Below are 26,247 nucleotides of genomic sequence, written 5' to 3'. Positions count from 1 at the left end.
TTATCGTATTGTAGTCGTTAGCCTCTAAAAGTTCAAGTCGTGTGCCGATTCAGCTCCGATTGAAGCACAGTTGAGACTTTATCCGATACGTTGATCTGCGCCAAATGATAGGCCTCCAGCAGTGCGCCCCCAACTGCTGGCAAGTTACTGGTTATGTATTGAATTTTTTTCCCTTCGCGCTTATTGGCAGCATCCAGTCCTTTCTGAACAGCCTCCACCATATATGGTGAACTCAGACAGCTTCCGGTAAGCGTCATGGACACTGTGGGCTGATCGAAACAGGATGCAAGCATCAGGATGCCCACAACGGCCGTGTCAGCAGCCGATTCGCACACCCTAACTGCGAGGGGAATATTCCGGGCAGCAGCTTCAGTCACGATAGACGCCATCTGACCAAATTTCCGGTTGGTCATCTGTTTATCTTCGGCAAAACCGGCTATCCCCAGCGCAGCGAGCTCTCGAATTGAGGCAACATTCCAATATTTCAACACCTGCTCAATCCATGCTTGGTCCTGCGGCCCATAACGTCCCGCGAGGATGGAATGAACCGTGTCGTAAGCCAGAAAACGTGCTGCTGTCGGCGCATAATGACCGAACTGATCGTTGCGGAGCCAAGCTCCCTGTTCGGTTCTGCCAAGGATCAGAGATCCTGTTCCTCCAATAGCAACAATACCTGGCTCACCGTCGAAGGCCGCTGTATGTGCGATGTGTGTATCGTTTACCGCACTGATCCTGCCTGTAATCCCCGTACGAGCGAGTAATGCCACCGCCCAAACTGTATCTTCAGGCCGATTCAGACCCGCCATTCCTGCCTGAATGGAGGCGATCTGACTCGACTTGAGCCCGGCTTGAGTTATCGCTTCAGCGATACCCTCCAGCACATTTTGCTCAGCATGGGTATCGTGATAGCGGTTGCAACCATTCTTTTGCACATAGGATAAAATCTTCCCGTTCTGATCTGCGACAGCCACACGCGTGTGGCTCCCTCCTCCATCCATCCCTATTACATATGTATTCATCCTTAACCATCTCCCTTCAGACCACACATTAAGAGTGCCGGGTCCATTGTCAGGTCCCGGCAGAGAGTTTATTGCTTTTGCACAGCGAAACGAAGCAGTTCACAACGAAATTGTGTCGGTTCATCATACTTTTCCTCTTCAATCGTCTGTGTAACATGTTCCTGAAGCAGAATATTCCAGCCTTTGTAGGCATCCTCCAGTATAGCAATCGCCTCGGCTGTGGGCAGGTTCAGCTCAATTAATGGTTTAATCTCCTTGCCTGTATTGATTTCTTTTTCCTCCACATTGGTACTCATCGTAATACAATGAATGCCCCCTGTGCGAGTTCCGGCCTGTAACCGGTCTATCGCTTCCATGAAGGCTTGTTTATTTGAGACATGTTCCAGACAAGAACATGCAGCAATATAGTCAAAATAGTTTGACTCCACAGCATAATGCTCAACATCTGCTTTCACTGCCTGTACGATATGTTCAACCTGATATTCTTTCGCATACTTGCGAAGTCCGTCTACGGCCTCATCCAGTAAATCCACACCGATGACTTCACTGTTCGTTTTTGCAAGGCGCTGTGCAATCGGTATCGTATGCCTTCCCACTCCGCATCCCAGATCGAGGACACGCAACTCCTCCTTGTGAGCAAGTAGACGTTCCAGCATATCCATCACCATAGGCATGGGCCTCGACATCCAGGTGCCGGAGGCGAATAATTCATTATTCTGATAGAAATTGGAATGATAACCTGCCTCTGCTTTTCGCGCAGCCTCAAATTGTTCGTTTCCCATCAAAGCACCCCCATCAATTAGAAGTTAAACGTCAATGTCCCAGTACCGGCGAATAGAATAATTGAAAAAATGATCATGATGACGAATCCAGCCGTTACAATCAATTTACCCGTATCCCTCTTGTATGAACTGTCGTTAAATAACATAACTCCACCAATAGAAATAGCCACCGGAGCGAGAAAAAGTGTAATCAGTACAAGCAAAATGATGGAATAACGATCCAATACCGATTCTTCATATTCGGTCATATAAGGTTGTTCAGGCAATGCCGTTTTGGTGGCAACCAGATTACCGCAAGATTTGCACTTAAACTCATCTTCTGCCATTCCTTCATGGCAGTAAGAACATTTCCTTTGTGTGCGCGCCAACTTACGCCTCCTTCCACATCTGTCCTATCAATGAATACCCATAATACAATACGAGAATCAATTGATTACGGATTCTGGTTGCGACAGATTCTTTTTCATAAAGGATTCCAGTGCCGCCTCATATCCGGTGCGATCGACTTGAAACGCTGTACCATGACCCGCACGGGGGACGGTCAGCAATTCCTTTTCGGTTGGGCAAGCTTCATACAACCTGTACACCATTTTCGTTGGTACAAACGTATCAGCCTCACCGTGGATGAATAACACGGGAACGTTAACTTTGGCAAGCTGCTTGAGAGCCGAAGCCTCTCTAAAGGAATACCCTGCTTTCCAGCGGGAGATCAGACTTGTGACAGGTATAAACGGAAATGCAGGTAGCTTGTATAATTGCTTTAACTGGAACGTCAGTTCTTCTTCCACGGATGTATACGCACAATCAGACACAATCGCTTTAACCTGAGTCGGCAGGACTTCACCACCTGTCATCAGTACGGTTGCTCCTCCCATGGATATGCCGTGCAAAATGATTTCCCCTTGTGTACCCATTTTTTCAAGCACCCAGTTGGTCCACTGGACATAATCCTTCCGATCTAACCAGCCAAAACCGATGATATCCCCTTCACTCTGTCCATGACCTCGATCATCTGGCATGAGTACGTTATAACCATGCTTTTCCGCATAAAACCGGGCAAATCCAGCCATTTCTCTACCTCTACCCGAATAACCATGTGCCAGAATAACCGTCTGATCCGACCCTTTATTGGAACCGAGCCATGTACCATACAGTTTTAATCCATCATGTGATTGAAGAGATATCTCTTCTGTAGGCTGAGTATCCAGCCACTTCAGGTCAGAAGCACTGCTAATGATTTCATTGTCCGGTTCAGGCATCAGATTTGGATTATCTACCAAAAACGTTTTTGGCGTACGGCGAATGGCCGTTTTGAAAAAATAAAGCCCTCCTGCCCATAGAAGAGCAAGAACGATCAGTACCAGTGCTGCAAGTACGTAGAATAACATGAACGAGCCCTACCCTCTTTCCTTATTAAGATATATTCAATCTTTACTTACTCGTTGCAGTGATGTACATGCTGCTTGATAGGCGGGTAACAAAGCATCCAGCAAAGGTTCTGCTTTCCGTGATTGACCTTCCTTCGCAAACTGCTCTATCTGGGCAAACAAAGTTGATAAATAACGAATCCCCAGACTCAGACTCCCTGATTTCAGATCATGGGCTACCTCGGTTGCAGCAACATGGTCGCCGGACACAATATGTCTGCGCAGCACCTCAATCTTGCCGGGTGTCTCGGTACGATACATATCCAACAACATACCAAGGAGTGTACGATCGCCATCGGTGTTTAATTCCGCAATCTCATGTACGATGCTCATATTTAATACCTCTGTCGGTTCGGAGGATTGCTGCCACTTCTCGATCATCTTGCTCAGAATTTCCAGCGTGAAGGGTTTGCCAATAAAGTCATTCATCCCGGCTTCCATACACTTGTCTTTCTCTCCCTGCATGACATTACCTGTCATTGCAATAATTGGTGTGGTATGGCGCATTTCATCCATTTCTATCGATCGGATTTTGCGTGTTGCCTCCAAACCGTCCATCACTGGCATCATATAATCCATGAGAATCAAACTGTATTTTTTGCTGAGAAAAGCAGCTATTGCCTCTTCCCCATTCACTACAGCTTCCACTTGGGTTATTCCCAGTTTTTTGAGCTGCAACATAACAAGCTGCCGGTTGATGACGTTATCATCGGCCAGCAATACAGATACAGAAGGAGCTTCATCATCCATATCCTGCCCCTGATGCTCTTGATGCTCTTGATGCTCTTGAGCGGAAGCAACAGACTGGTTACCGTCTTTCTTACCAAGTGTAAGTTCGAACCAGAATGTTGATCCTTCACCCTCCTGACTGTCTACTCCAATCTGACCTTCCATCAGTGTAACGAGCGACTTGCAGATCGATAATCCAAGGCCCGTTCCTCCATACTCACTTGAGCGTCCTCGTTCAGTCTGCACGTAGGGTTGAAATAACTGGTTCTGATCTTCTTCCGAGATACCAATGCCCGTGTCTTCAACTTCAAATCGGATCATTTGTGTAATCTCATCATCTTTCATAAGGGCGACTCGTATCCGCACCGTACCTTCTGATGTGAATTTGTTCGCATTCTGAATTAGATTGATCAGTATCTGTGTAATCCTCGTTGGATCCCCTTCAAGAAGAGTAGAGATTCTGGAGTCACAGTCTATCGATAACTGATTTCCGTTCTTTCTGACTTGGGGTTCGAGCAAACGAACAATATAGTTTATCGTCTCTTGCAGATCCACTTCTCCCAGTTCAAGTCGCATCTGACCCGCCTCAAGTTTGGACAGATCCAGAAGATCCTGAATCAGCTTAAGCAGCAGTTTGGCAGCATCCTGTATAACGGAAACTGAATTCTCCTGTTCTTCAGACAAGGGAGACAACTTAAGCATCTCAGCCATCCCCAATATGCCATTTAATGGTGTACGAAAATCATGACTGATACCTGCAATAAATGCGATTTTTGAATCACCTGCATCTACTGCTTGCTGACGTGCAGCTTCAAGACTGTTATTGTTCTTTGCAAGCAGACGCTGGAGTGTCACCAGTTCATTATTCATATCCGAGAATTCTGAAAGTGTCCGTTCCTCTTGCTCTTTACTCCGAATCATCTGATCCGATAACTGCTCAATCGTTCTACGTAGCCTCTGTATCTCTCCGCTCTCATTAGACATCACATCATCCCTCTCTTAATCCCTAACCATATCAAGCTGATTACATGTAGCTGGCTGAGCCAGTAATTGTTCTGCAACCGCTACCGCTTCATCGGCTCCTGGAGCATAACCGTCAGCTCCTATCGTTTTCCACAACTCCTGATCAATATTAAAGGGATATCCCCCAACCATAATCTTCACATGTGCCGTTGCCGGATGATGACGGATCAGATGAATCAACTCTTTGGCCAGATGAAGGTGATACGTCATCGTAACTGAAATCGCAACAACATCGCCCTGATGCCGCTCTATAGCCTCTATTACACTTCCATTGGGAACATTGGCTCCCAGATAGTGCGTATCCCAACCTTCCATCTCGAACACATCTGTGAGCATACGCAGTCCGATCTCATGTTGCTCACTGCCTACACAGGTAGCCACTAGTTTTTTATCCTGACCCGTATGAATCAGCCAGCGAGAATAAAGACGTGATATGAATGACTGGGTCGCTGCCGTACAAAAGTGTTCTTGCCCCACACTGATACGATGGCATTGCCACAATCGTCCAATTTCATATTGGGTGGGCTGAAAGATATATCGATAAATATCACGAATCGTCACCCCAGCTTCTAACTCGGCTTCAATGATCTCGAAGGCTTCTTTCCGTTTATTCTCAAGCAAACACTGTAAGTACGATTGCGCGGCATCTCCATATGGCATGGATTCGTTGATGTAACCCGTCTGTGACTCCATATGTGTTGTTCTATATATTCCCATCTCCAGATACTCGAGCAGAAGTGCCTTTGACGGATGGTCAAATTCTTCTTCCAATGTCTCTTTGATCAGATTGAGATTAATCACCAGGTCTTCTGGTGATACCTTGTAACCCTCAAGTAGAACTTTCAGCCAGGCAATATACTGAGTAAACAGACCTGGACTCTGTACGAGCGCACTTTCTGCCAAATAGTTCAAGCTATACTCCGAATCCTGTTTGGTGCGCATTTTTCCATTCTCGCCAAATCGCTCAAGTAAATCGGGCTGTCTGAGATACTGTTTCTCCGTTATTTTATCAGCTAAGTTCGCAGATTCTTGGAGCAAACGTTCTCCTGCTTCTTGATGACTCATAGATGCACCTCTCCTCTACCCGCATCACATCTCCATCATCATTCGTGACTAATCCAGAATGAGATCGATGTTAGCTAACTTGCAATCGGGATAGGTTCTTCTACTTGATCCAATCCATCCATTCCGCTCTTAATCGTTCTGTTCCATTATACATGAACTTTCGATGATCATGTTTTACACACGATGAATGTATAGAACAATCTTCCTATATTATGGAGGGCCTTGCAAGTCAGTCAGCCAGTATATGCCTGTACTTTTCGAGTTCCACAAAAAAAACTGACCTGCGTTATGAACGCAAGTCAGTTTTCCCTTCTGCCGCCAATCCCAGCTTCTTCAACATCTTAATCGCATCCACTTTCTCGGAAGGGTCAAGTCCTTCCAAAGCATCAATGATGACCTGATGATGTTGAGGAAATATCTGTGTGAATAATTCTCTTCCTTCCTCGGTTAACTCAGCGTAAATGACACGCCGATCTTCCTTGGATGGTCGACGAAACAGCAGATTTTTATTTTGCAACTTATCTACAACATACGTAATATTTCCACTGGACATTAACACCTTTTCACCAATCTTTTGCAATGCCTGCGGTCCCTTATGATATAACAAATCAAGCACACCAAATTCTGTCGTATTCAGTCCGTGACTCTGGATGTCCCGATTGGAACGTGAGGTCACAGAATTGTAGGCCCGAACAAGAACCACGAATAATTGTAAAGACAGTTCCCGGTTGTCCTCCGTGTTCAGCATTTCAATAATCCTCCATCAGTTGTTTACATTTCGGCTCGTATGAGAGGCCAGCTTCTGCTCCCACTCCTCACGGAGCATCCCCATACGAATTGAATCATAGTACTGCCCGCGAACGATACGACACTTCCGCATTCGCCCCTCCACCTGTAATCCTGCTTTCACAGCCGCACGCATCATACGTTCATTCCCAGACCAAGTAGTCAATCCAACCCGAACCAAAGGCATCTGTTCGAACAAATGACTTGACCACATGACAAGTGAGCGTGTGCCAACCCCGCGTCCCCACTGGACAGATCTGTATATTACAATCCCCATTTCCAGCCACATGGATAACTCATCTTCTATGTAATAGCTGATTGTACCCACAATTTGTCTGTCGGATTCAATAATACGGATTGATACGGGTTTGGAATCGCCTGGATCAACGTTCATACGTTTGAGCATACCTTGTTCAAAACTTTCATAACTTTCGTGTTTAAGTGGGTAATAGGGTGCATCCCATTGCTTCCATTCAGGTACGTCATCACTGTAGATCAATTCATAGAGTTCTTTCAGATCCTGTTTCTCCACACACCTGAGTACAAGTTCACCATCAACGATTGGCAGTTCTTTCATACGATGCAAAGCACCCTCTTCCATATTAAGAACGATGAAGCTCTTCGATACTTCCGTCCGAATTGGCAAGAATGACTGTACTAGCCATATCCACAAATAGTCCGTTATCAACAACACCTGGTAACATGTTCAATCGAACATTAAGATCCGCAGCGTGATCAATCGCCTCCAAGTGGCAATCTGCTATCAGGTTTCCGTTGTCTGTCAGATAACGTTGCTGTCCATCCATCCGCCATTGCGGTTGACACCCCAATTTTTCGAGCGCCTGGAAGGTCCACTCAGAAGCAAATGGAACCACCTCAACTGGAAGCGGGAATTTTCCCAACTTTTGCACGGCTTTGCTGCCATCCGCTACAATAATCAATTTGTCACTATTGGCTGCTACGATTTTCTCACGCAAAAGAGCCCCGCCCCCCCCTTTAATCAGGTTAAAATCGGGATCTACTTCATCAGCGCCATCAATGGTCAGATCCAGACGTCCAATCTGGTCAAATGGGACGATGGGAATCCCCCATTCACGGGCAAGCTTGTCCGAAGCCTCTGAAGTGGCAACCGCTTGAATGTTCAATCCATCACGTACCCGCTCACCGATTCGGCAGATGGCATAATAAGCTGTTGAACCTGTACCCAATCCAACCTTCATTCCATCTTCAACATATTCTGCCGCACGCTCTGCTGCTATCTGTTTAAGATTCATCTATAAACCCCCGCTGCTCATAATTTGAGAAATGCATATGTAGTTATTATAGATAAAACCGCTTCCGATGTATATCCGTGCCTTCTGTTGCATCTTTTCCATCATATTTTTGTTTTGTTGAAGGATGTATTTTTACCCACCATGTTATAGAATACAGAATGAAGCTAAAAAATGGGAAATTTTAAAATAAACAGTTCTAAATACCTATAAACCATCTGATATGTCCATAAATACGTAAAATATTAAAAAAAATTTAACGATACTATTCAATTTAACGACATTTTATACGACATATTAATTATAGATGTGTTTTAATAATTAGACACCTATGGTTCATACGGTACATAAGTCTCTACGAAAGCGACTGATAAACCAAGACCATGGTCGCATAAATTTCCTTTGGAGGGGATCACGGAATGATCTAGTTCACTGTACCAAAGCAACCCTAAAGTTTCTTAATTTAAAGAAGATCAGGAGTGGAATTTAGTGAAATCATTAAGTTGGAAAAGCATGTCGTTTTTCTCCAAAAATTTGTTACTCTCATTTACTAATATCATCATCATCGGGGTAGCACTTATCGCAAGCAGTTACTACTTTCAAAAAACAGTTCTTGTTGATCAGCTGCATGGACAGGTGGAACAAATTACCAAAAAGTGGGCTGAAGATATCAATCCTACCGAGGTACAAGCTGCTATTGCGGAAGGTAGCTATGATGGAGCAACACAAACGAAATTACGAGCGTATTTCGATGAGATGCAAGAATATTATCCTAACATTGCACAAGCCTACATCTTCGGTGTTGAGCTCGGTGGCGATAACAAGAGATTAACTTCCCTTGTAGCGATGCCGACCAACCTAAGAGAGGCTTTTCAAAGTGAGAACGTAAATATTGGTGACATGTATGAGCAGCCGGTCGTTGTAGCCAATGCACTGAAAGAAATGCTTAATACGGATCGCCCAACATTCACAACATTTTATTCCGATGATTTCGGAACATGGACAACCATTGCATATCCAATCAAAGACAGCAACGGAAAGATTTTCTCATATTTTGCCATTGATGCAGATGCATCAGCCGTACCCGCGGGACTAAACTCCTTGCTCAAAAACGGAATTATCATCCTTGTGGCCTTCTTGCTGTTATTCCTGATTATCCAATACCTTGTAGTTAAAAACACACTTTCCCCTATCCGTCACTTGATCAAAGGAATTGATGACGTAAGTCGGGGCAATTTGAATGTCAACATTCCGACAGGCAAAGACGATCTGGGACTCGTTAACGAGAAGTTCAACACCATGGTTCGCAAAATCAACGATACTATCGTTAAAGTGCAAATCACATCACAAGAAGTAAATCAGTCTGCCAAAGAGCTATATGAAGTTTCCGAGCGCAACAGTGAGAATGCAGATTCTATCAATAATAATGTGACTCAAATCACTTCCAACATTCGTTCACAGGAACAGGCAACCCGGGATAGTGCACGTGCCATGTCCGAGATGGCTACCGTAATCCAGACGATTGCCAGCAGCTCGGCAAGTGTAGCGGATGAAGCCTATGAGATGGAACGTCGTTCGCAACAAGGTAACAGCGTTGTCCGTCAGGTATCTGAACAGATGAATCTGATTACGGAATCGGTTAAGAATACCGCTTCTGCCATTGAGGTTCTGGAGAGTCGTTCACAGGAAATCGGCGATATTCTCAATATCATCTCGGGAATCTCCAGCCAGACTAACTTGCTTGCTCTTAATGCATCCATTGAAGCAGCTCGTGTTGGTGAAGAAGGAAGAGGATTTGCAGTTGTTGCAGGTGAAGTACGCAAACTTGCCGAGCAGTCTGAACAAGCAACCAGCCAGGTTGGCGTATTGATCCAAGAGATTCAAGCTGGAATTAAACAAGCTGTACGTGCTATGGAACAAGGTACGTCAGAAGTAGATACAGGGCTCAGCGTAGCCGATCAAACAGGACAACTGTTCGAAGATATTTTAGAAGCAGCGAAAAAAGTATCTAATCAGATTCAGGAAGTATCAAGCGCGACGGAAGAAATCTCTGCGGGTACGGAGGAAATGACCGCTACAGCAGATGACTTGTCTTCAAGCGTAAGTAAGACAGCAAACAGCAGTGAACAAATTTCCTCATCTGTTGATGAGCAAAAAGCATCTTTGATAACACTGGTAGACTCCTCTACACGCCTTAACAGCATGTCCGAGGAACTCCAAGAACTGATCTCTCATTTCAATGTAAGCAAACAATAATTCAAATCCACAAACATTCGGTTTGAACCAAGGAGGAATAACTGAAGTGATTGAAAACCAACCATCTTCTTCCCATTCCATGGAATCTAGCTTGCCAGTTCTGCAGATTCCACTGGATTTTGGGCGACGTCAACAATCATTCTCTTATCAGTCTGCTCAAATCACATTACATGCTTCTCTGAGCCGTGAACTTAAACAGAAGTATGGAGAACAGATGGTGTACCCGGTACTCCTCTCAGCTTATGCAGCCTTGTTATTCCGATTGTCAGCTGAACAGGAACTTGCCATAGGTATACTTTCCCCCGATCAGGCAGCTTCCTACCTTTCATTACAGATTCATGGGAAATTGACCTTCAGCCAACTATGTCATCAGGTTTCAGAGCAGCTCAAGATTGAATACACGTTGCAAAACGGTGGATACCCTGAATCGTTTTTTATGCTGAATAGTGTACAGTTGCCTCAAGCTCCTCAAATATTAAATTGGAACGTTCGAGATGATCAGAACATGCTCATCCTCGATCTGTTCTATGATAGTTCACTGTTAAAAGAGTCTACCGTGCTGAGATATGCAGAATATTATCAGACTCTTCTACTCTCCCTTGTGCGTGACGGTGAGAAAGCAATCGGTACGGTAGATATTCTTTCCGCCTCAGATCGATTGCTTTACCGTGAAATGAATGATACTTCTGTTCTCGAACCAGAGAATCAGACGGTTCATGGCTGGTTCGAAGCAACGGCAGCGGCATATCCGGATTCACCGGCGATAACATCGCCATCCAAAAGTTATACGTACAGGGAATTGAATGAACGAGCTAATCAGGTTGCACGTGTTCTGTTATCCAATGGATTGCAGAAAGGTGAATTCGTCAGTATCTTTATGGATCGAAGTCTGGAGACGATCATCTCCCTACTTGGTATTCTGAAGGCAGGTGGTGCATATGTTCCGATCGATCCTGAGCATCCACAAGAACGTAACAGTTATATCGTGGAAGATACGGCGTCCTCATTCGTGCTGACAACGGAAGCTTCTTATGCCCAAGCTTCCAGCTTGTTCTCCAGTATAGCTACGGTACGTCAGATTCTCGCTGTGGATGGTCGTTTAGCCGGATTTGCAGCAAGTAACCCCAATCTGGATATTCAGCCAGACGATCTTGCGTATATTATTTACACATCAGGGTCGACCGGTAAGCCCAAAGGTGCACTGATAGCCCATCGGGGTGTAACCAATCTTGGCAGTGTGGTTCAACGTGATTGTGACATTCAACCAGGTGATGTATTAACCCAGTTTGCTACATACAGCTTTGATGCATCCGTGTGGGATACCATTGGCGCCTTGTTCTATGGAGCAGAATTATATCTGTTGTCTGCGGAAGAACGTGTATCCGTTGAAGAATTCGCAAGTGCAATTGAACGAACAGGAACAAACATTATTACGATACTGCCTACGATTTTCTTCAATCAGCTTGCTTCCTACTTATCCGATGAAGGTTTCCACAAGCTGGCCAAAGTCCGAATCATTACTGTAGCCGGAGAAGCGTTATATGGAGAGCAGGTTCGTGCCTTCCAGCGCAAATTTGGAAACCAGATTGATATTGTTAATGTGTACGGACCTACCGAATGTACAGTAGCCACAGCTACTCACCGCATCAGTGAGCAGGTTCCGGAACATGTGGTGAACATCCCTATCGGTAAACCGATTCATAACTACAAAGTATACATTGTGAATGAAGAACAACAACTCTGTCCGGCAGGTGTACCTGGTGAGGTATATATTGCTACCCCTGCACTGGCCAAAGGTTACCTGAATCAGCCAGAACGTACTGAGCAAGCATTCATTGAGAACCCGTTTGCGATAGGTGAGAAAATCTACAAGTCTGGCGATATTGCCAAATTGCTGGATACCGGGTTGCTGGAGTATGTTGGTCGCAGTGACTCTCAGCTAAAAATTCGTGGTCACCGGATTGAGATCGGGGAGATTGAAGATCACTTTGCACGGCTTGATCAGATTCAGAACGTTGCGGTCATTCCGAAGAAAGAATCCGATGGACAAAATATGCTGGTTGGTTACTTTACATCGAAAGATGGCAGTACCCTCTCTGTTTCGGACATCAAGGCAGAACTGACGGAGAAACTTCCTTCTTATTTTGTACCAAAGTGGATCTGTCAGCTGGATGAAATGCCGATTGCGCCAACTGGAAAAATCAATCGCAAAGCGATGGTATCCCTGCCTCATGTGGAACGACATGAAGATCGTCCTGACCGGGTCATGCCTGAGACGGAGACGGAATCCATTATCCTGGACGCATGGAAAGAAATCCTTCAGCACGATGACTTCGGTGTCGAAGACAGCTTCTTCAATATCGGTGGGGATTCACTCCGGGTCATTCATGTACTGGTCATTCTGAAGCCACATTATCCGCAACTGAAAATTGCCGACTTCTTTGCCGAGAAAACAGTCCGTGCTCTCGCTCGTCGTGTGGAAGTATTGTCTCTCAGTGCTGCAGAAGTTACGGATTCAGTGATGACCGAAGGTATGATTACACAATTATCCGAACACCCTGTGGAGCTAACATCCCAGTTGGGGTATCCGCTCATTCGTGAACCTGAGCATGTGTTGCTGACTGGAGCAACCGGTTATCTGGGCTCTCATGTGCTGCAACAGTTAATTCTGAATTCCAGTACACGAATCTACACCCTTGTTCGTCGACCATCCAATGGAATAACTGCAATGGAACGTTTGACTAACGTGCTTGAAGGTTATTTCGGCAAACAACTGACTGACCAACTCTCCACTCGCCTGGAGATTATTGAAGGGGATCTCGAACAACCTAATCTCGGTCTGTCTGCTGAACAAAGGGCTTATGTCCAAGAACGAATTGACCGTGTCATCCACTGCGCTGCAGACGTACGTCATTTCGGAGATGCCGATCAGTTCGCCAAAACAAACGTGGAAGGAACGGTCGCATTGCTAGACTTGATTCGCAGCAAACCTGGGGCCTCCTTCCACCATGTATCCACGATGGGGATTCCGGAAGACCTCGCACTCAGCGGACAATGGGAATCCTCCCTGCAATATGATCGGTTCCCGGCTGACTTGCATGTGGACAACCTGTATTCGGACAGCAAGCTTGAAGCCGAGAAAGTGCTCATGATTGCGGCAGAGGAAGGTGTACCTGTCAGCATCTATCGTGCAGGTAATCTCACTTGCCACTCCGAAACTGGACGCTTCCAGTCCAATATTGATAGCAACGCCTTTTATCGTATGATCAAAGCGATGTTATTGCTCGGCAAGGCTCCTGCGGCTGACTGGATGGTTGATTTTACACCGATTAACTATGCGAGTGAAGCTATCGTTCATCTGGCCTTACGTCAGGATACAGCTGGCCGTGTATTCCACATCTGTAATCCAGAGCCCATCCGCTATGATGAGCTGATCCGTTCTGTAAATCGGGCTGGTTATGAAGTCGAAACGCTACCTTTTGCGGATTACACACGTTGGTTGTTCGATGCAAGCATTAGCAAGGAGCCTGAGGCTCTTCAGTTGGCTATTGCACAGCTTGAAGGCGACGGTGCGAAGGATTCAGCATATGTCTATGCTTGCCCTGTCACAACGGCTTATGTGGAACCAGCCGGTATCTCATGTGCGAGAACAGATGATCGCTTCATCTCCGCCATGTTAGACTACGCTGTTCAGATTGGGTACTTCCCCGCCGCAATTCGGGACCATAAGGGCACTTCTACAGCAATGGAATAAAGTTCACTCTGTCATTAACAATTAATTAATAAATAAGGTCACACAAAGAGAAGCCATCTATCGTCATTCACTGACGATAAGATGGCTTCTTTACTTCGCATTTTGGATCATTCTTTTAGACCCATCGGATAATTGCAATGATGGCAAGATGAGCTGGATAGAAATAACGCCAGACCCAACGTGGCCCCTTCATACGGAATCCCGCCTGGTAATACTGAGCAATAGCAATGCCGGCGGTTGCGAGCACACTATACATTTGCACAGAGCTGTTATGCAGCAGAAGATATAGTGCATTTAACAAGACATGTGCCACGACAAGCACAGGACCCTGGAAATAACGGAATAACAGAACCAATAACAACCCGTACATCCCGTAATCCATTTGGCTAATTTCCATGAACCAACCTGCTCCAATTACAATCGGAATCCCCAGTAGTTTGGATGGCAATTTATCGATAACGAATAATACCAACAGGGCTGACCACAATGTCCACACCACGTTTAGAGAATAATGATTAAACGCAGCCATGAACGGCACCTGTGATATGATCGCGATCCAGAACAGCCGCCATATGTATTTTTGTACGTCTCGTGTATGTTTATAACCGATATACACTGCAAAAGCATAGATTGGAAAGGCGATACGACCTATGATCCTCAACTCTATAATATGTGGAAAAAAGACAGCCCCTATATGATCAATTAACATCGTGATCATGGCAATCCACTGCATCATGTTGCGACTCCCCTCCCTTGTTGCCGACGACACGAGTGTGCCATTCATTCATATAGTGCGTCTTTTTGAGCAACCTCTTATACATTAAGTTCATAATACATGAATTTGGTATCCTGTGCATATCCTTCGGATTCATATAAAGACTGCGCTTGTTTGTTACTTAACCCAGTTGAGAGTGATATACGAAGAACTCCTCGCTCAGATGCCAATTGCTTGGCTGCTTGCAAGAGCTTCCTGGCAATGCCTTGCTGACGATAATCCGGATGCACATATAGATCATTTAGCACCCAGACAGGCCCCATCGATACTGAACTGAAACTGGGATACAGCTGAACGAATCCGGTGCAAATTAAGCCATTCGAGATTGGCTTTTCTGCTACCAAAATCACCGATTCATGGCGTTCCATTCGTTCTCTAATATACTGACGTGCTGCCTCAATGTCAGCATTTTGGTTGTAGAACATCCTGTACTCATTGAACAATTGTCCCACTTCGTTACTATCAGGAAGACCTGCTTGTCTGATGCGGTGCTGCATTTCACTCAACTCCTTCGTTTATATTTTTCTTCAATTGTAAAACAGTCCTTTCCTTTTCCCCATTCATCATCTGCATCAAAGTTTGTAGTATCTTGAGCAGTGAGCTGACATTCGTTCATGCGCGCTTCCAGATTGCATCTTGCTTATCTAGTCCATACCAATTCTGTACGTTTTGTTATATTTACTTCGTATTGGCAAAAATAAAAAGGCGACCAAAGCATCCACTGCTCCGTCGCCGTAATTATTCAGTTCGATTCAGCATTCTGCTGTTCCTGACCAGGATCAGCATCGGGGAAAATGACACCTTTCTTCAAAATCAGATTGGCGTATTGCGCTCGCTCACCAGTTGCAACAATCACATAGGCATTCGAAGCACGTTTATAAAAATCAAATCGCTCTTCATGATCAAAAGCATCCGTAATGCCTTCGTATTCTTCAATCAACCGGCGATAGTCTTCCCATATGATCGGGATCACCTGATCCCCTTTCACAACCTGCATGACAGCAGCGGGACGCTCAGCATAGGTATCCAGTGGATATAATTGCAGGATGGCATCCAGCAGTTCAACGACTCCCAGTGCATCACAGCGTACCAGTCGCTTGGCATGACTGGCTGCGGGGAAATTGCCATCCGCCAGAACCAACTCGTCTCCATGGCCCATTTCGGACATGATTTTGAGTAACTCTGGAGGTATTATTGCGGGTATATTCTTTAGCATACACAGCTCTCCTTGGTCATCTCCAACATCAGTTAGAGCAAATTGGTTTTCTCCATTCTTCAAGCACGCTAGACATGGATTATATAAAAGCGGTTTCATCACTATTCTAACAGTATTTTTGGATCATTGCACAGCGCACATGTACGTTCGATATGAGAATATTTCATTTTGACAAAAATACTTGTTTGACATATAGTTGTTGTAACAACTAATTAATTGGGACATTTTATTATGGAAACGAGGTCTAGCAATCACATGGACTATACACTGGAAAAATCTGTTGGATTCATGCTGGGTTTCACACATCGTAAAGCAGTAGCTTTACTTGCAACGCGATTCAAACCTTATGATATTACGACAGAGCAATTTTCTGTTCTCTTTAATGTTGACCGCGGTGAAGGTGTGAATCAGAAGGAGCTCGCTGCACGTGTCTTCAAAGACCAACCCACCACTGCGCGGATTATTGATCTGCTTGAGAAAAAAGGCTGGGTAGAACGCCGGACCAGCGAACAGGATCGCAGAGCCTATCTGTTATATCTCACCACGGAAGGCAAAGCGTTAATTGATATCCTCGTTCCGATTGAAAGAGAAATGAATAAAGAACTTGCTGAAGGTATATCCGAAGACCAGATGGAAGCATTTAAACATACTCTTTCCCTCATTAACCGCAACTTGTAATGAATCACAACTCAGGGGGAATACATCATCATGAAAGAACAATCTACACAACAAGTTAGACTATGGACTACCGATTTTATACTACTGATGCTGTGCAACTTCTTGTTGTTCTTGCAGCTGCACATGATTGTCTCTCCGCTTCCGTCCTACGTTCAGGAGCGATTTCACGCCAATGCGTTTGAAGTAAGTTTATTCACCTGTCTGTTTGCACTAAGTGCCATTGCAGCCCGTCTCTATTCCGCGAAAGCACTGGAGAAGGGTCTTCGTAACGCCATGATCTATATAGGCCTGTCCGTAGCCCTGCTGGCAACACTCGGCTATTATTTTGCTGCTGGTATAGCTGTGCTCTTGTTGCTGAGAATGTTGTTTGGTATCGGGTTTGGTATGAGCAGTACCGCTTTTCCAACGATGGCCTCGGACATTGTGCCCGTCAAACGAATGGGTGAAGGTATGGGTTACTTTGGTCTATCGACTAGCCTGGCTATGTCTATGGGTCCAATCATTGGGGTCACTCTGCTCCAGGGTGCAGGTTTTGTAACCCTGATGTTATGTACTGCGGGTGTTCTCGCTGTGATCTATCCACTGAGTTATTCGCTGACACGCAAAAAAGCAGTCAGAACCGATAACAGTACAACCATCATGCCACAAGCCACAACAAGTGCTTCAGGGTCCAACCCGAAACAGAAGACACCTTTCAACCGCAAGCTGATTCTGCCCAGTGTGCTGAATTGCCTATTATCCATCACCTATGGTGGGCTTGTCGGATTCATCGTTTTGTATGGTAAGGAAGCCAATCTGGCCAATCCTGCGCTGTTCTTTTTGTTCAATGCACTCGCCGTGTTAGTGGTTAGACCATTTGCAGGACGGATCTATGACAATAAAGGTCCAAAAGCACTGCTCATTCCAGGGGCAATATTCGTTGCTGTCGGCCTCATTCTGCTCTCGTATGCAACCTCCATGTCCCTCCTGTTCATTGCTGCCTTTATCTACGGAATCGGTTATGGTTCCATGCAGTCGTCTCTGCAGACCTGGATGATTCAAGTTGTATCTCCTACTCAACGGGGTATGGCTAATGGTATGTTTTTGAACTCGCTGGATCTGGGGATTGCGACCGGTGCCCTTCTTCTTGGCGCCATTGCGGCCATAACCAGTTATACCGATATGTATCGATATTCCGTGATGTTTATGATTCTGTTCTTGCTTATATATCTGATTCAGGGAAAACGAAGCGGCAGCTTCTCCATTGAACCTCATGCTCTGCTCGCTCATACTCATATCACTGCAACGGAATCACCTCAAGCTCAATCCAAGAATTCAGAATCTGGAGCAGGCAACACTGAAACTAGCCAGTCTAATAAAAGTAAACACGAATGATTGGTTAAGGTCATTCTGAACATAGAAACGAGAAACGCGTTTACACCGAGAAAGCAAATTCATCCGCTTTCTTAGGCGTAAACGCGTTTTTTATTGGACAGATCTGAATGTTAAAGTTAAGACAGCGTGGAAATGAATGTAGCATTCAACACCGTCTATCTAAAATGGACTTTTCTTGCGACCTATGGGAGTATACCTTCTACTCGTCTCGATCACATCCATAGATGTTTCATCCTGTTTCTGCTTGCTTCCTGAAGTAGGTTGATCTCCCTTATCCGGCTTAACTGCGAATAAGGTGAGCAATCCGCCCACTGCGCCAGACGCAGCGAGCACACCAAAAAGCAGGAAATGATGAGAACCGATCAGCAAAGAAACGACAGGTGGACCGAGAGATACCCCAATGAATCGCATGCTGCTGAACAGAGCCGTGATTGTGCCCCGCTGTTTTTTGTCCACGCCTTCTGTAATCAAGGCATCCAGACATGGTAACGTTGCACCTATTCCGGCACTTCCCAATGTGAAAAGACCTACTACCACATAGATATTATCGAATAAACCTATAACGCCAAGGGAAACCGTCAGAAGCGCAAGTCCTGCAAAGCCAAGCCATTTCATTCGCGTTTTGTTCTTCCCAATCCACTTCCCTGCCAGGAAAGAAGACAGACATAACGCTGCCAGCGGAATCGCAAGGACAAGTCCTTTAAGTACACCTTTCAGGGCAAATTCGCTCTCCAGCGTCTCGGATAGATAATATAACACACCAAAGATGACAAACATGCAAATACCGCCAATTGCAAACAACGCATACAACCAGCGTCCCTTTTGTTTTAATACGTCACGAATGGATGCCACAAATTCAGGAAAGGTGGGAGGCTTTTCTTTTTTCCGAGGAGTCTTCACCAGGAAAATAACAAGAACCAGCGAAAGCACACAAAGGATAGGAATAGCCATGAATGGCGCATACCACAACCAGACCGCCAGCGCTGCACCCAGAATCGGACTTATGACTTTACCAAACGTATTCGAGGTCTCAATGATACCCAGACTTTTGCTTACTTCATTCTCATCATTAAACATGTCCCCAACCAACGGGATAACAATAGGAAATGCGCCGGCAGCACCTATTCCCTGCAATAACCTGCCACCCAGAATGGTCCAGTAAGCTAAGTTTCCGTTCAGCATCCATGCTGCCACACCAGCGACAGCACCTCCGACGGCTGCAATAACGAGGCTGGGAATGATAACTGCTTTTCTGCCAAAACGATCCGACAAGTACCCTGCAAGAGGAATAAGCAGGATGGCAACTACAGCGTAGACTGTAATGAGCATACTGACCTTAAATGCAGATACCTTTAACTCACGTTCAATCTGTGGCAGGATCGGTATAAGCATGGAATTACCCAAGGTCATAATTAAAGGGATGGAAGCAAGTGCGACGAGGTCCCACTTTTTATCGTTCATACCACAACCACCTTTACAGATTCTACACACAACAGCATTATTGTGCTTGTTTCGGAGGTTGATTATTCAGGACATGTTGGATGTTACCGCTTGTTCACATACAAAAGCTGCCTGCACGTATTCGTGCAAGACAGCTTCTTTGGTTCAATGATGTCTACAGCTACAACTACAACAATCTAAAGTGCCGTAACGCTGCTCCACCTTTGAAAATAATATATAGCTCATTCACCTTATGTGACGCCTCAAGCGAACACTGGACCGTTGCCCACTTGATATCTTTCCCATTCACACTGCCTCCAGGTCCAGAAACTTCACACACACCGAGCAGTTCGCCTTCCAGTCCTCCGGAACGAATCTCCAGTCTGCCCTCTTCTCCAAAAGCTGCCACTCTGGCTTCAAATCCTTGTACTTCTTGAACAGCATTATGGTTGAAAGAGATCCAAGACGACTGACCCTCTCGATATAACGGTTCCTCCGGAGTGATTGCCCGAACTGCCGAACGCCCTTCCAGACATTCATCCAGTAGAACACCTGCACAAGCATCGTAATTCTCGGCAAAGGTAAGCAAGTGCAGCGGACGATCCGGAATCGTCTCACCTTCAATTTTAATATCAGCCGATTGACGTATATCTGTGGAAGAACGCCCTGCCAGGATGGCCCAGGTCGCTGTCTCCACGCAGTATCGATCTCGGGTAACATCCCATAATGCCAACTTCTGAACAGGGACTTCGAAACTTATCGTAACACGCGTCCCTGCTTTGACATGAACACGACGGAAAGCAAGCAGTTGCTTCTGAGCACGTTTCACACGCGAGGTATGTGAATATCCATAAATCTGAACGACTTCATCACTGTTACGTTCACCCTTATTGTGTACCTCCACCTCAATCTTCAATTGATCTGTGCTGGTGGCTTCCGCCGAAGCACTTCGACTTACACGAATCGCTTCATATTCGAATTCCGAATAGGTCAGACCATGACCAAATGCATATTGAACTGGTCCTTCATGATACATATAAGTCATGCCATTCTGAATGATGTCATAATCCATCATGTCAGGAAGCTGTGATTCGTCTTCATACCATGTCATATTTAATCTGCCTGCCGGGGCATAATAACCTAACAGCACATCTGCAAGCGCGTTCCCCAATTCCTGACCTGCATGTGTCATATAAACGATTGCGCGGGCAATGCCTTTTAACTCCTGCAAGGCAAATGGATAACTGCCCATAATGACAACCACCGTATTGGGATTGGCTTCACACACGGCTTTGACAAGCTCGACCTGACTCGGCGGAAGCAGCAGACTTGGGCGGTCAATTTCTTCTTTGCCGTTGATATATGGGCTGTTGCCAACAACAACGACAGATGCCTGACTGCTACGTGCGGCTTCTACGGCTTGTTGTATTCCGCTGGTCACAATATCAATATTGAATGCAGAAGGTATCTGTGTATTGCCTGGTGACTGAATTGCGTGTCCAGAGTCACCAACATCATTCGGATTTGTACCTGTAGCTGTAGTTTGTTCTCCTTGTGGCCGTGGTGGTGATACAGCAGACTGTCCCTGATATTCGCTCAGTCCAACAGGAATACCGTTCCACGTCCGCAAGGTGTTACTTCCATCCGTTAGAGGATCTATGCTAACAACTTCCTTCACAAACCAGCCACCAATCTCTGGTGCGTTTGCCTGATAGATGCCTTGCTCGGTTAAGCTAACGTATCGATTATTGTTCACACTTCTCAGCGTATGACTTCCCCAACCCCAATCCTGATGTACAAATTCGGCGGCTGTAGGTGCACTGGCTTCCGGCACAGCGACGAGTGTACCTTCCGCACCCAAGGTTATAACCTGACCGTCTGTTGTCTTCAGCTGAATACGGTCATTCCCATCTGCATACGTTATGTCTGATTGAGGTAGTCGATTACGCAGTCCATCGAGGACGGATACACGATAGGGCAGTGTGCCACTGTACCAATCGGTATAGACAACATCCGCAAGTGGTCCAATCACACTGATTTTCTGCAACGCTTCTGGCTGCAACGGAAGCAATCCATCATTTTGGAGCAAAACAATCGATTCGGCAGCGGCACGATAACTAAGTTTGGCATGTTCCGGTGCACATAATACCGACTCGGGAATAGACGCATATGGATTGAGCCCGGACTGATCCAGTTGTCCAAGTCGCATTCGCACACCAAAGATGTTGCGGATTGCTCGGTCCAAATCAGCGACCTCCAACAGATTCCGGTCAAGAGCCCCCTCCAGAGCAGATACGACAAGATCAACTTCATCTGTAAGACAATCCACTCCTGCCTTCAATGCACCTGCTGCTGACTCGGCATGACTGGTATGATAACCATGATAGTCCACCGTCTGTGACAGGTCTCCACCATCACATACAATGAAACCTGGCATCGCCCACTCACCCTTAACCACATCATTCACATATGGACTTTCAATGGCAGGTGTACCATTGATGGAATTGTAAGCTGTCATCATGGACAAGGCTCCACCTTCCACAAATGGTGTCTCAAATGCTTTTAAATAATATTCCCGCAGATTGCGCGGATCGATGCTGGATGAACAATTCAGCCGATCTTTCTCATTATTATTGGCAAAAAAGTGTTTCAAGGTCGCGACCATTTTCAGATAAAAAGGATCATTTCCCTGCATACCTTTGACGAGAGCTGCCGACATTTCTCCCGTGAGGACTGGGTCCTCGCCATACCCCTCTTCCGTTCTGCCCCAGCGTGGGTCACGTTCCAGATCAACCGTTGGTGCCCATAATGTTAACCCGTGAACCTCAGGATCACGGTGATGGTATGCCCTCGCTTCATCGCCAATGACGGAACCAATCTCCCACATGAGCCTTGTATTCCAGGTACTTGATAGACCGAGCGGTTGCGGAAATACCGTTGCCTCCCCTTTCCATGCAACCCCGTGGGCAGCTTCGCCCCCAACGTTGTAGGCTGGAATGCCCAGTCTTGGTATAGCTGCTTCGCGTGTAGGAATTAGTCGGATCTTCTCTTCCGTTGTCAATCGTGCAATCAGGTCATCCAATCTTTCCTCAAGTGAAAGTGACGCATCCCACATCGGGTATTGACGATACTCCTTCATCCTTCATTCCCCCTGCGAATTAGTTAAGTCCAAGTTGCTTCCATTGCTCCAGTAAATCCAGCGTGCGCTGATGATACTTCTGACCATCTTCAGGTTGATTGACCTGATGTTCATGAACGTAGGCATTAAAATACGAAGACAGTATTCGATAGGCAAGCCTGCGTGCCTGTCCTTCAGCGGATGAGTCCAGTGGACGATCATATCCTTCTTGAAAAGCCACCGATTCTGTCGACAATATAGCTTCATACTCCCTGTCGGCAAACATGGAACGATCCCCGTCAATGATGGCCGCAATGTTCAGCTCACCATTTTCCTGATGAACAAGTACATTTGCTTCCCACAGGTCATTATGAACGAGTACCGGACGGGTCACTTGATCAAATAAGTCTTTATTTTGGATGAAAATAGCAGCGATTTCTTCCCCCACACCTGACATATAACCGACTTGTGCCGCTTTAAGTGCCGTTTCTTCTGCAAAAGAGTGCAGCACCTCGGACCATTGATCCGAGCCTTTAATTGAACCGTCCCCCTGCGGCCAACCAAACGATGCACCCTCGATCTGATGCATGATGGCCGTATAGGCGCCAAGCTGATCGTACAATCGCTCTTTGTCTATACCTGAAATCGATTCGTGATCCAGTTGCTTACTCGGGATAAACTCCATAAACATGTACGTTCTTGGAATGATGGATCCGCTGTCATCACAGGCGATAATGTTGGGAGCAGGAATGCCGGCCTTACGGTAATATTCATACACAATCGGTTCAGCCGCCATCATCGTACGTTCAAAAGAAAAGAGTGGATCACTCGCAGAATCAGTCGCCATCTCTCCCGGCTCTGGAGCCAAACGTAAAATCACATCCGTATAGGATGTATGTTCAAGTTGAATCCGATAGGTTGTATTAAAAAGTCCACCTTGCAGGAGACCAAACTGCTTCACTTTGGTATCGCTTCCAAAATTATTTTCTACCAGATGATGCAGCTTCTCTGCTGATATCGTGCAATGCAAACCGGAATTCATTGTACTCATTTCATTCAATCTCCTATCATCGTAGACAAACAGACGGCACCTTTCGGCACCGTCCTTTTCTTTTACTATATCATTTTACAGTTGGATTGTAAGCGCGCTTGCGCCTGTGGCTGCTGTAACAACGACACCATTTGCACCAGACACTTGGGAACCACCTTCAACGCTGGATACACTTTCAATACCGCGAAGCACGATGTTCCAAGGTTTACCTGCACCTTCAGCACGAACATCCAGCACTGATCCATTACGTGTAACGTTAACTGTCAGCTCCTTCTCTGCCGCTTGGTTCACAACGACCGCTTGAGCCGTTTGGCCATCAGCCAGTTCGAACAAGTGCAAGGACACATCATTTGCAAAGTCGTAATCCGGTTTGCTATCCACAGCACCCACAGCGATCAGACTGTTTGGCTTAATCATCATTGGCAGTGTTTTGAAGTCATGATTTTCACTGATCCAGCGTCCACCTTCTACTTTCGCTCCTGTCAGATAGTTCGTCCAAGTTCCTTCAGGCAGGTAATAACGAACATCTCCCTCCTTGTTGAAGATTGGAGCCACCAGAATCGAGTCACCAAACATGTATTGCGTATCCAGGCTATATGTTGTTGGGTCCTCTGGGAAGTCCAGCAGCATAGCGCGCATCATCGGAATACCTTTTACCGTTGACTCTACCGCAGAATTGTACAGGTACGGCATCAGGCTGATTTTGAGTTTGGTAAAGTCACGAACAACGTCCACGGACTCCTCGTCAAACAGCCAAGGCACACGATACGAAGTGCTTCCGTGCAGGCGACTGTGTGAAGATAACAGTCCGAATTGTACCCAGCGTTTGTATACGTCAGGGCTCGCTGTGCTTTCAAAACCACTGATATCATGGCTCCAGAATCCGAAACCGGAAAGTCCGAGCGAGAGGCCACCGCGAAGCGATTCAGCCATGGATTCATACGTGGAAGAGCAGTCACCGCCCCAGTGAACCGGGAATTGTTGCCCACCTGCTGTTGCAGAGCGTGCAAACAGGGCAGCTTCGTTTTTGCCAATTTTCTCTTCGAGCAATTCAAATACAGCTTTGTTATAGAGCTGTGTATAATAGTTGTGCATTTTAACCGGATCAGAACCATCGAAGTACACAACATCGGTCGGAATTCTTTCGCCGAAGTCGGTCTTGAAGGAATCTACACCTTGATCCAGCAGGACTTCGAGCTTACTCTTATACCAGTTCACAGCATCCGGATTCGTGAAGTCAACCAGAGCCATACCTGCTTGCCACATATCCCATTGCCATACGCTGCCATCGGCTGTTTTCACCAGATAACCGTTCTCCATACCTTCATCGAACAAGTAGGATTTTTCTGCAATATATGGATTGATCCAAGCACAGATTTTAAGACCCTTTTCTTTCAGACGTGCAAGCATGCCTTCTGGATCTGGGAACATCGCTTCATCCCATACAAAATCAGACCATTGGTATTCCTTCATCCAGAAGCAGTCAAAATGGAATACAGAAAGTGGCAGATCACGTTCAGCCATACCATCTACGAAATGGTTAACCGTTGCTTCATCATAATCCGTTGTGAATGAAGTTGTCAGCCACAGACCAAAAGTCCATGCCGGTGGAAGCGCTGGTTTACCTGTTAATTTCGTATAATTATCAAGTACATCCTTTGGATTGTCACCGCCGATAATGAAGTACTCCAACGTCTCGCCTTCTACGCTGAACTGCACTTTAGATACATTCTCGGATGCAATCTCATACGATACGCGTTCAGGATGATTTACAAATACGCCATATCCTTTATTGGACAAATAGAACGGAATGTTTTTATAGGACTGCTCACTGCTTGTACCGCCGTCCTCATTCCAGGTATCTACGATTTGACCATTCTTAACAAACGGTGTGAAGCGCTCACCGAGTCCGTAAACGTATTCACCAATACCGAGATCAAGTTGCTCCCGGAAGTACGCTTCCTTGCTTGGACCTGTAATATAACCAGCAGCTCTTTGACCGCTACCTGTAATCCGTTTTCCTCCATACAGGAAGCTAATATCCCAACCGTTTGTTTTGTCGATTTGAACTTCCAGATTACCACTTTTCAAAACAGCACCTTGTTCATTTTTTGAGATCTCAACGTTGGCTTCTTGTGTGTTAAGCTCAAATACAGGCCCTTTTTTCACGCCGCCTTTATGATGATTCAAGGTCACACGAATAACGTTAGGCATTGGTGAGCTGTACGTTGCTTTCAACAATGTACCGTTCAACGTGTCGCCTTTGGAACGAATATATTTAGTTGCCGCATATACGGTCACAGAATTCTCTTTTTGCACAATATCACGAATGTCAGTTGGGTTTTGAATCTGGTACCCTTCACGAGTCATCCAGAATCCATCAGTAAATTTCATGTTTTCTTTCCCCCTTTGGTTATATTATAATAATATTGATATTAATAACGAATTTCTTCTCTTATTTTGACCAAATATATCACTATTTT

General features: G+C 45.7%; 20 protein-coding genes. 4 read left to right on the top strand and 16 right to left on the bottom strand.

Annotated elements, in window-relative coordinates; genetic code table 11:
- Positions 1–32 precede the first annotated feature (32 nt).
- From MKY44_RS09300 to rpiA, 9 genes are all read right to left on the bottom strand, one after another.
- A complete protein-coding gene (locus MKY44_RS09300; protein WP_341006868.1) occupies positions 33–1,019 on the bottom strand; it encodes a BadF/BadG/BcrA/BcrD ATPase family protein in 987 nt (328 codons plus the stop codon).
- 68 nt (positions 1,020–1,087) lie between these two features.
- Positions 1,088–1,801, bottom strand: coding sequence for a class I SAM-dependent methyltransferase (locus tag MKY44_RS09295; RefSeq protein ID WP_341006867.1), 714 nt, complete (start codon positions 1,799–1,801; stop codon positions 1,088–1,090).
- Positions 1,802–1,818: 17 nt separating this feature from the next.
- Positions 1,819–2,169, bottom strand: a complete 351-nt coding sequence (locus MKY44_RS09290) for a hypothetical protein (protein ID WP_341006866.1) — start codon at positions 2,167–2,169, stop codon at positions 1,819–1,821.
- A gap of 57 nt (positions 2,170–2,226) precedes the next feature.
- Positions 2,227–3,189, bottom strand: coding sequence for an alpha/beta hydrolase (locus tag MKY44_RS09285; protein WP_341006865.1), 963 nt, complete (start codon positions 3,187–3,189; stop codon positions 2,227–2,229).
- A gap of 36 nt (positions 3,190–3,225) precedes the next feature.
- A complete protein-coding gene (locus tag MKY44_RS09280; protein WP_341006864.1) occupies positions 3,226–4,941 on the bottom strand; it encodes an ATP-binding protein in 1,716 nt (571 codons plus the stop codon).
- A 15-nt stretch (positions 4,942–4,956) separates the two neighbouring features.
- Positions 4,957–6,045, bottom strand: coding sequence for a cobalamin B12-binding domain-containing protein (locus MKY44_RS09275; protein WP_341006863.1), 1,089 nt, complete (start codon positions 6,043–6,045; stop codon positions 4,957–4,959).
- A gap of 286 nt (positions 6,046–6,331) precedes the next feature.
- Positions 6,332–6,793 carry a MarR family winged helix-turn-helix transcriptional regulator gene (locus MKY44_RS09270; protein WP_017689273.1) on the bottom strand — a complete coding sequence of 154 codons (462 nt, stop codon included), beginning with the start codon at positions 6,791–6,793 and terminating at the stop codon, positions 6,332–6,334.
- Between the two features lie 15 nt (positions 6,794–6,808).
- Positions 6,809–7,408: a GNAT family N-acetyltransferase gene (locus MKY44_RS09265; protein ID WP_341006862.1), complete on the bottom strand. Its 600-nt coding sequence runs from the start codon at positions 7,406–7,408 to the stop codon at positions 6,809–6,811.
- 25 nt (positions 7,409–7,433) lie between these two features.
- Entirely contained in the window at positions 7,434–8,105 is a 672-nt protein-coding gene (gene rpiA / locus MKY44_RS09260) for a ribose-5-phosphate isomerase RpiA (protein WP_341006861.1), read from the bottom strand.
- 510 nt (positions 8,106–8,615) lie between these two features.
- Here rpiA and MKY44_RS09255 point away from each other — a divergent pair.
- Both MKY44_RS09255 and MKY44_RS09250 read left to right on the top strand, forming a co-directional pair.
- Positions 8,616–10,358, top strand: coding sequence for a methyl-accepting chemotaxis protein (locus tag MKY44_RS09255; RefSeq protein WP_264930698.1), 1,743 nt, complete (start codon positions 8,616–8,618; stop codon positions 10,356–10,358).
- A gap of 79 nt (positions 10,359–10,437) precedes the next feature.
- Positions 10,438–14,112 (top strand): non-ribosomal peptide synthetase family protein, encoded by a 3,675-nt coding sequence (locus MKY44_RS09250; RefSeq protein WP_445670681.1) that lies wholly within the window; start codon positions 10,438–10,440, stop codon positions 14,110–14,112.
- Positions 14,113–14,227: 115 nt separating this feature from the next.
- On the opposite strand, the gene MKY44_RS09245 is transcribed toward MKY44_RS09250, so the two are convergent.
- The 3 genes from MKY44_RS09245 to MKY44_RS09235 form a co-directional block, all read right to left on the bottom strand.
- On the bottom strand, positions 14,228–14,848 hold the full coding sequence (locus tag MKY44_RS09245) for a TraX family protein (protein ID WP_237176010.1): 621 nt from the start codon (positions 14,846–14,848) through the stop codon (positions 14,228–14,230).
- A gap of 77 nt (positions 14,849–14,925) precedes the next feature.
- The gene (locus MKY44_RS09240) at positions 14,926–15,384 is read right to left on the bottom strand and encodes a GNAT family N-acetyltransferase (protein ID WP_341006859.1); all 459 of its coding nucleotides are present in this window, start codon (positions 15,382–15,384) and stop codon (positions 14,926–14,928) included.
- Positions 15,385–15,629: 245 nt separating this feature from the next.
- Positions 15,630–16,103: an RbsD/FucU family protein gene (locus MKY44_RS09235; RefSeq protein WP_036609525.1), complete on the bottom strand. Its 474-nt coding sequence runs from the start codon at positions 16,101–16,103 to the stop codon at positions 15,630–15,632.
- A 255-nt stretch (positions 16,104–16,358) separates the two neighbouring features.
- Here MKY44_RS09235 and MKY44_RS09230 point away from each other — a divergent pair, with 255 nt between their 5' ends.
- Both MKY44_RS09230 and MKY44_RS09225 read left to right on the top strand, forming a co-directional pair.
- Positions 16,359–16,781, top strand: coding sequence for a MarR family winged helix-turn-helix transcriptional regulator (locus MKY44_RS09230; protein ID WP_341006858.1), 423 nt, complete (start codon positions 16,359–16,361; stop codon positions 16,779–16,781).
- Between the two features lie 30 nt (positions 16,782–16,811).
- The gene (locus MKY44_RS09225) at positions 16,812–18,155 is read left to right on the top strand and encodes an MFS transporter (protein WP_341006857.1); all 1,344 of its coding nucleotides are present in this window, start codon (positions 16,812–16,814) and stop codon (positions 18,153–18,155) included.
- 159 nt (positions 18,156–18,314) lie between these two features.
- Here the strand turns inward: MKY44_RS09225 and MKY44_RS09220 are convergent, their stop codons facing one another.
- From MKY44_RS09220 to yicI, 4 genes are all read right to left on the bottom strand, one after another.
- Positions 18,315–19,616, bottom strand: a complete 1,302-nt coding sequence (locus MKY44_RS09220; RefSeq protein WP_341006856.1) for an MFS transporter — start codon at positions 19,614–19,616, stop codon at positions 18,315–18,317.
- 166 nt (positions 19,617–19,782) lie between these two features.
- Complete coding sequence (locus tag MKY44_RS09215; protein WP_341006855.1) at positions 19,783–22,734, bottom strand: glycoside hydrolase family 3 C-terminal domain-containing protein; 2,952 nt, start codon at positions 22,732–22,734, stop codon at positions 19,783–19,785.
- Positions 22,735–22,753: 19 nt separating this feature from the next.
- On the bottom strand, positions 22,754–23,764 hold the full coding sequence (locus MKY44_RS09210) for a phosphotransferase family protein (RefSeq protein ID WP_341006854.1): 1,011 nt from the start codon (positions 23,762–23,764) through the stop codon (positions 22,754–22,756).
- 75 nt (positions 23,765–23,839) lie between these two features.
- Positions 23,840–26,158: an alpha-xylosidase gene (yicI, locus tag MKY44_RS09205; RefSeq protein WP_341006853.1), complete on the bottom strand. Its 2,319-nt coding sequence runs from the start codon at positions 26,156–26,158 to the stop codon at positions 23,840–23,842.
- Positions 26,159–26,247: the final 89 nt, after the last annotated feature.

Origin of the sequence: Paenibacillus sp. FSL R7-0026, assembly GCF_038004485.1 — a bacterium.
In the GTDB taxonomy this organism is placed as follows: Bacteria; Bacillota; Bacilli; order Paenibacillales; family Paenibacillaceae; genus Paenibacillus; species Paenibacillus xylanexedens_A.
This window is presented reverse-complemented; position numbering and strand designations above follow the sequence as displayed.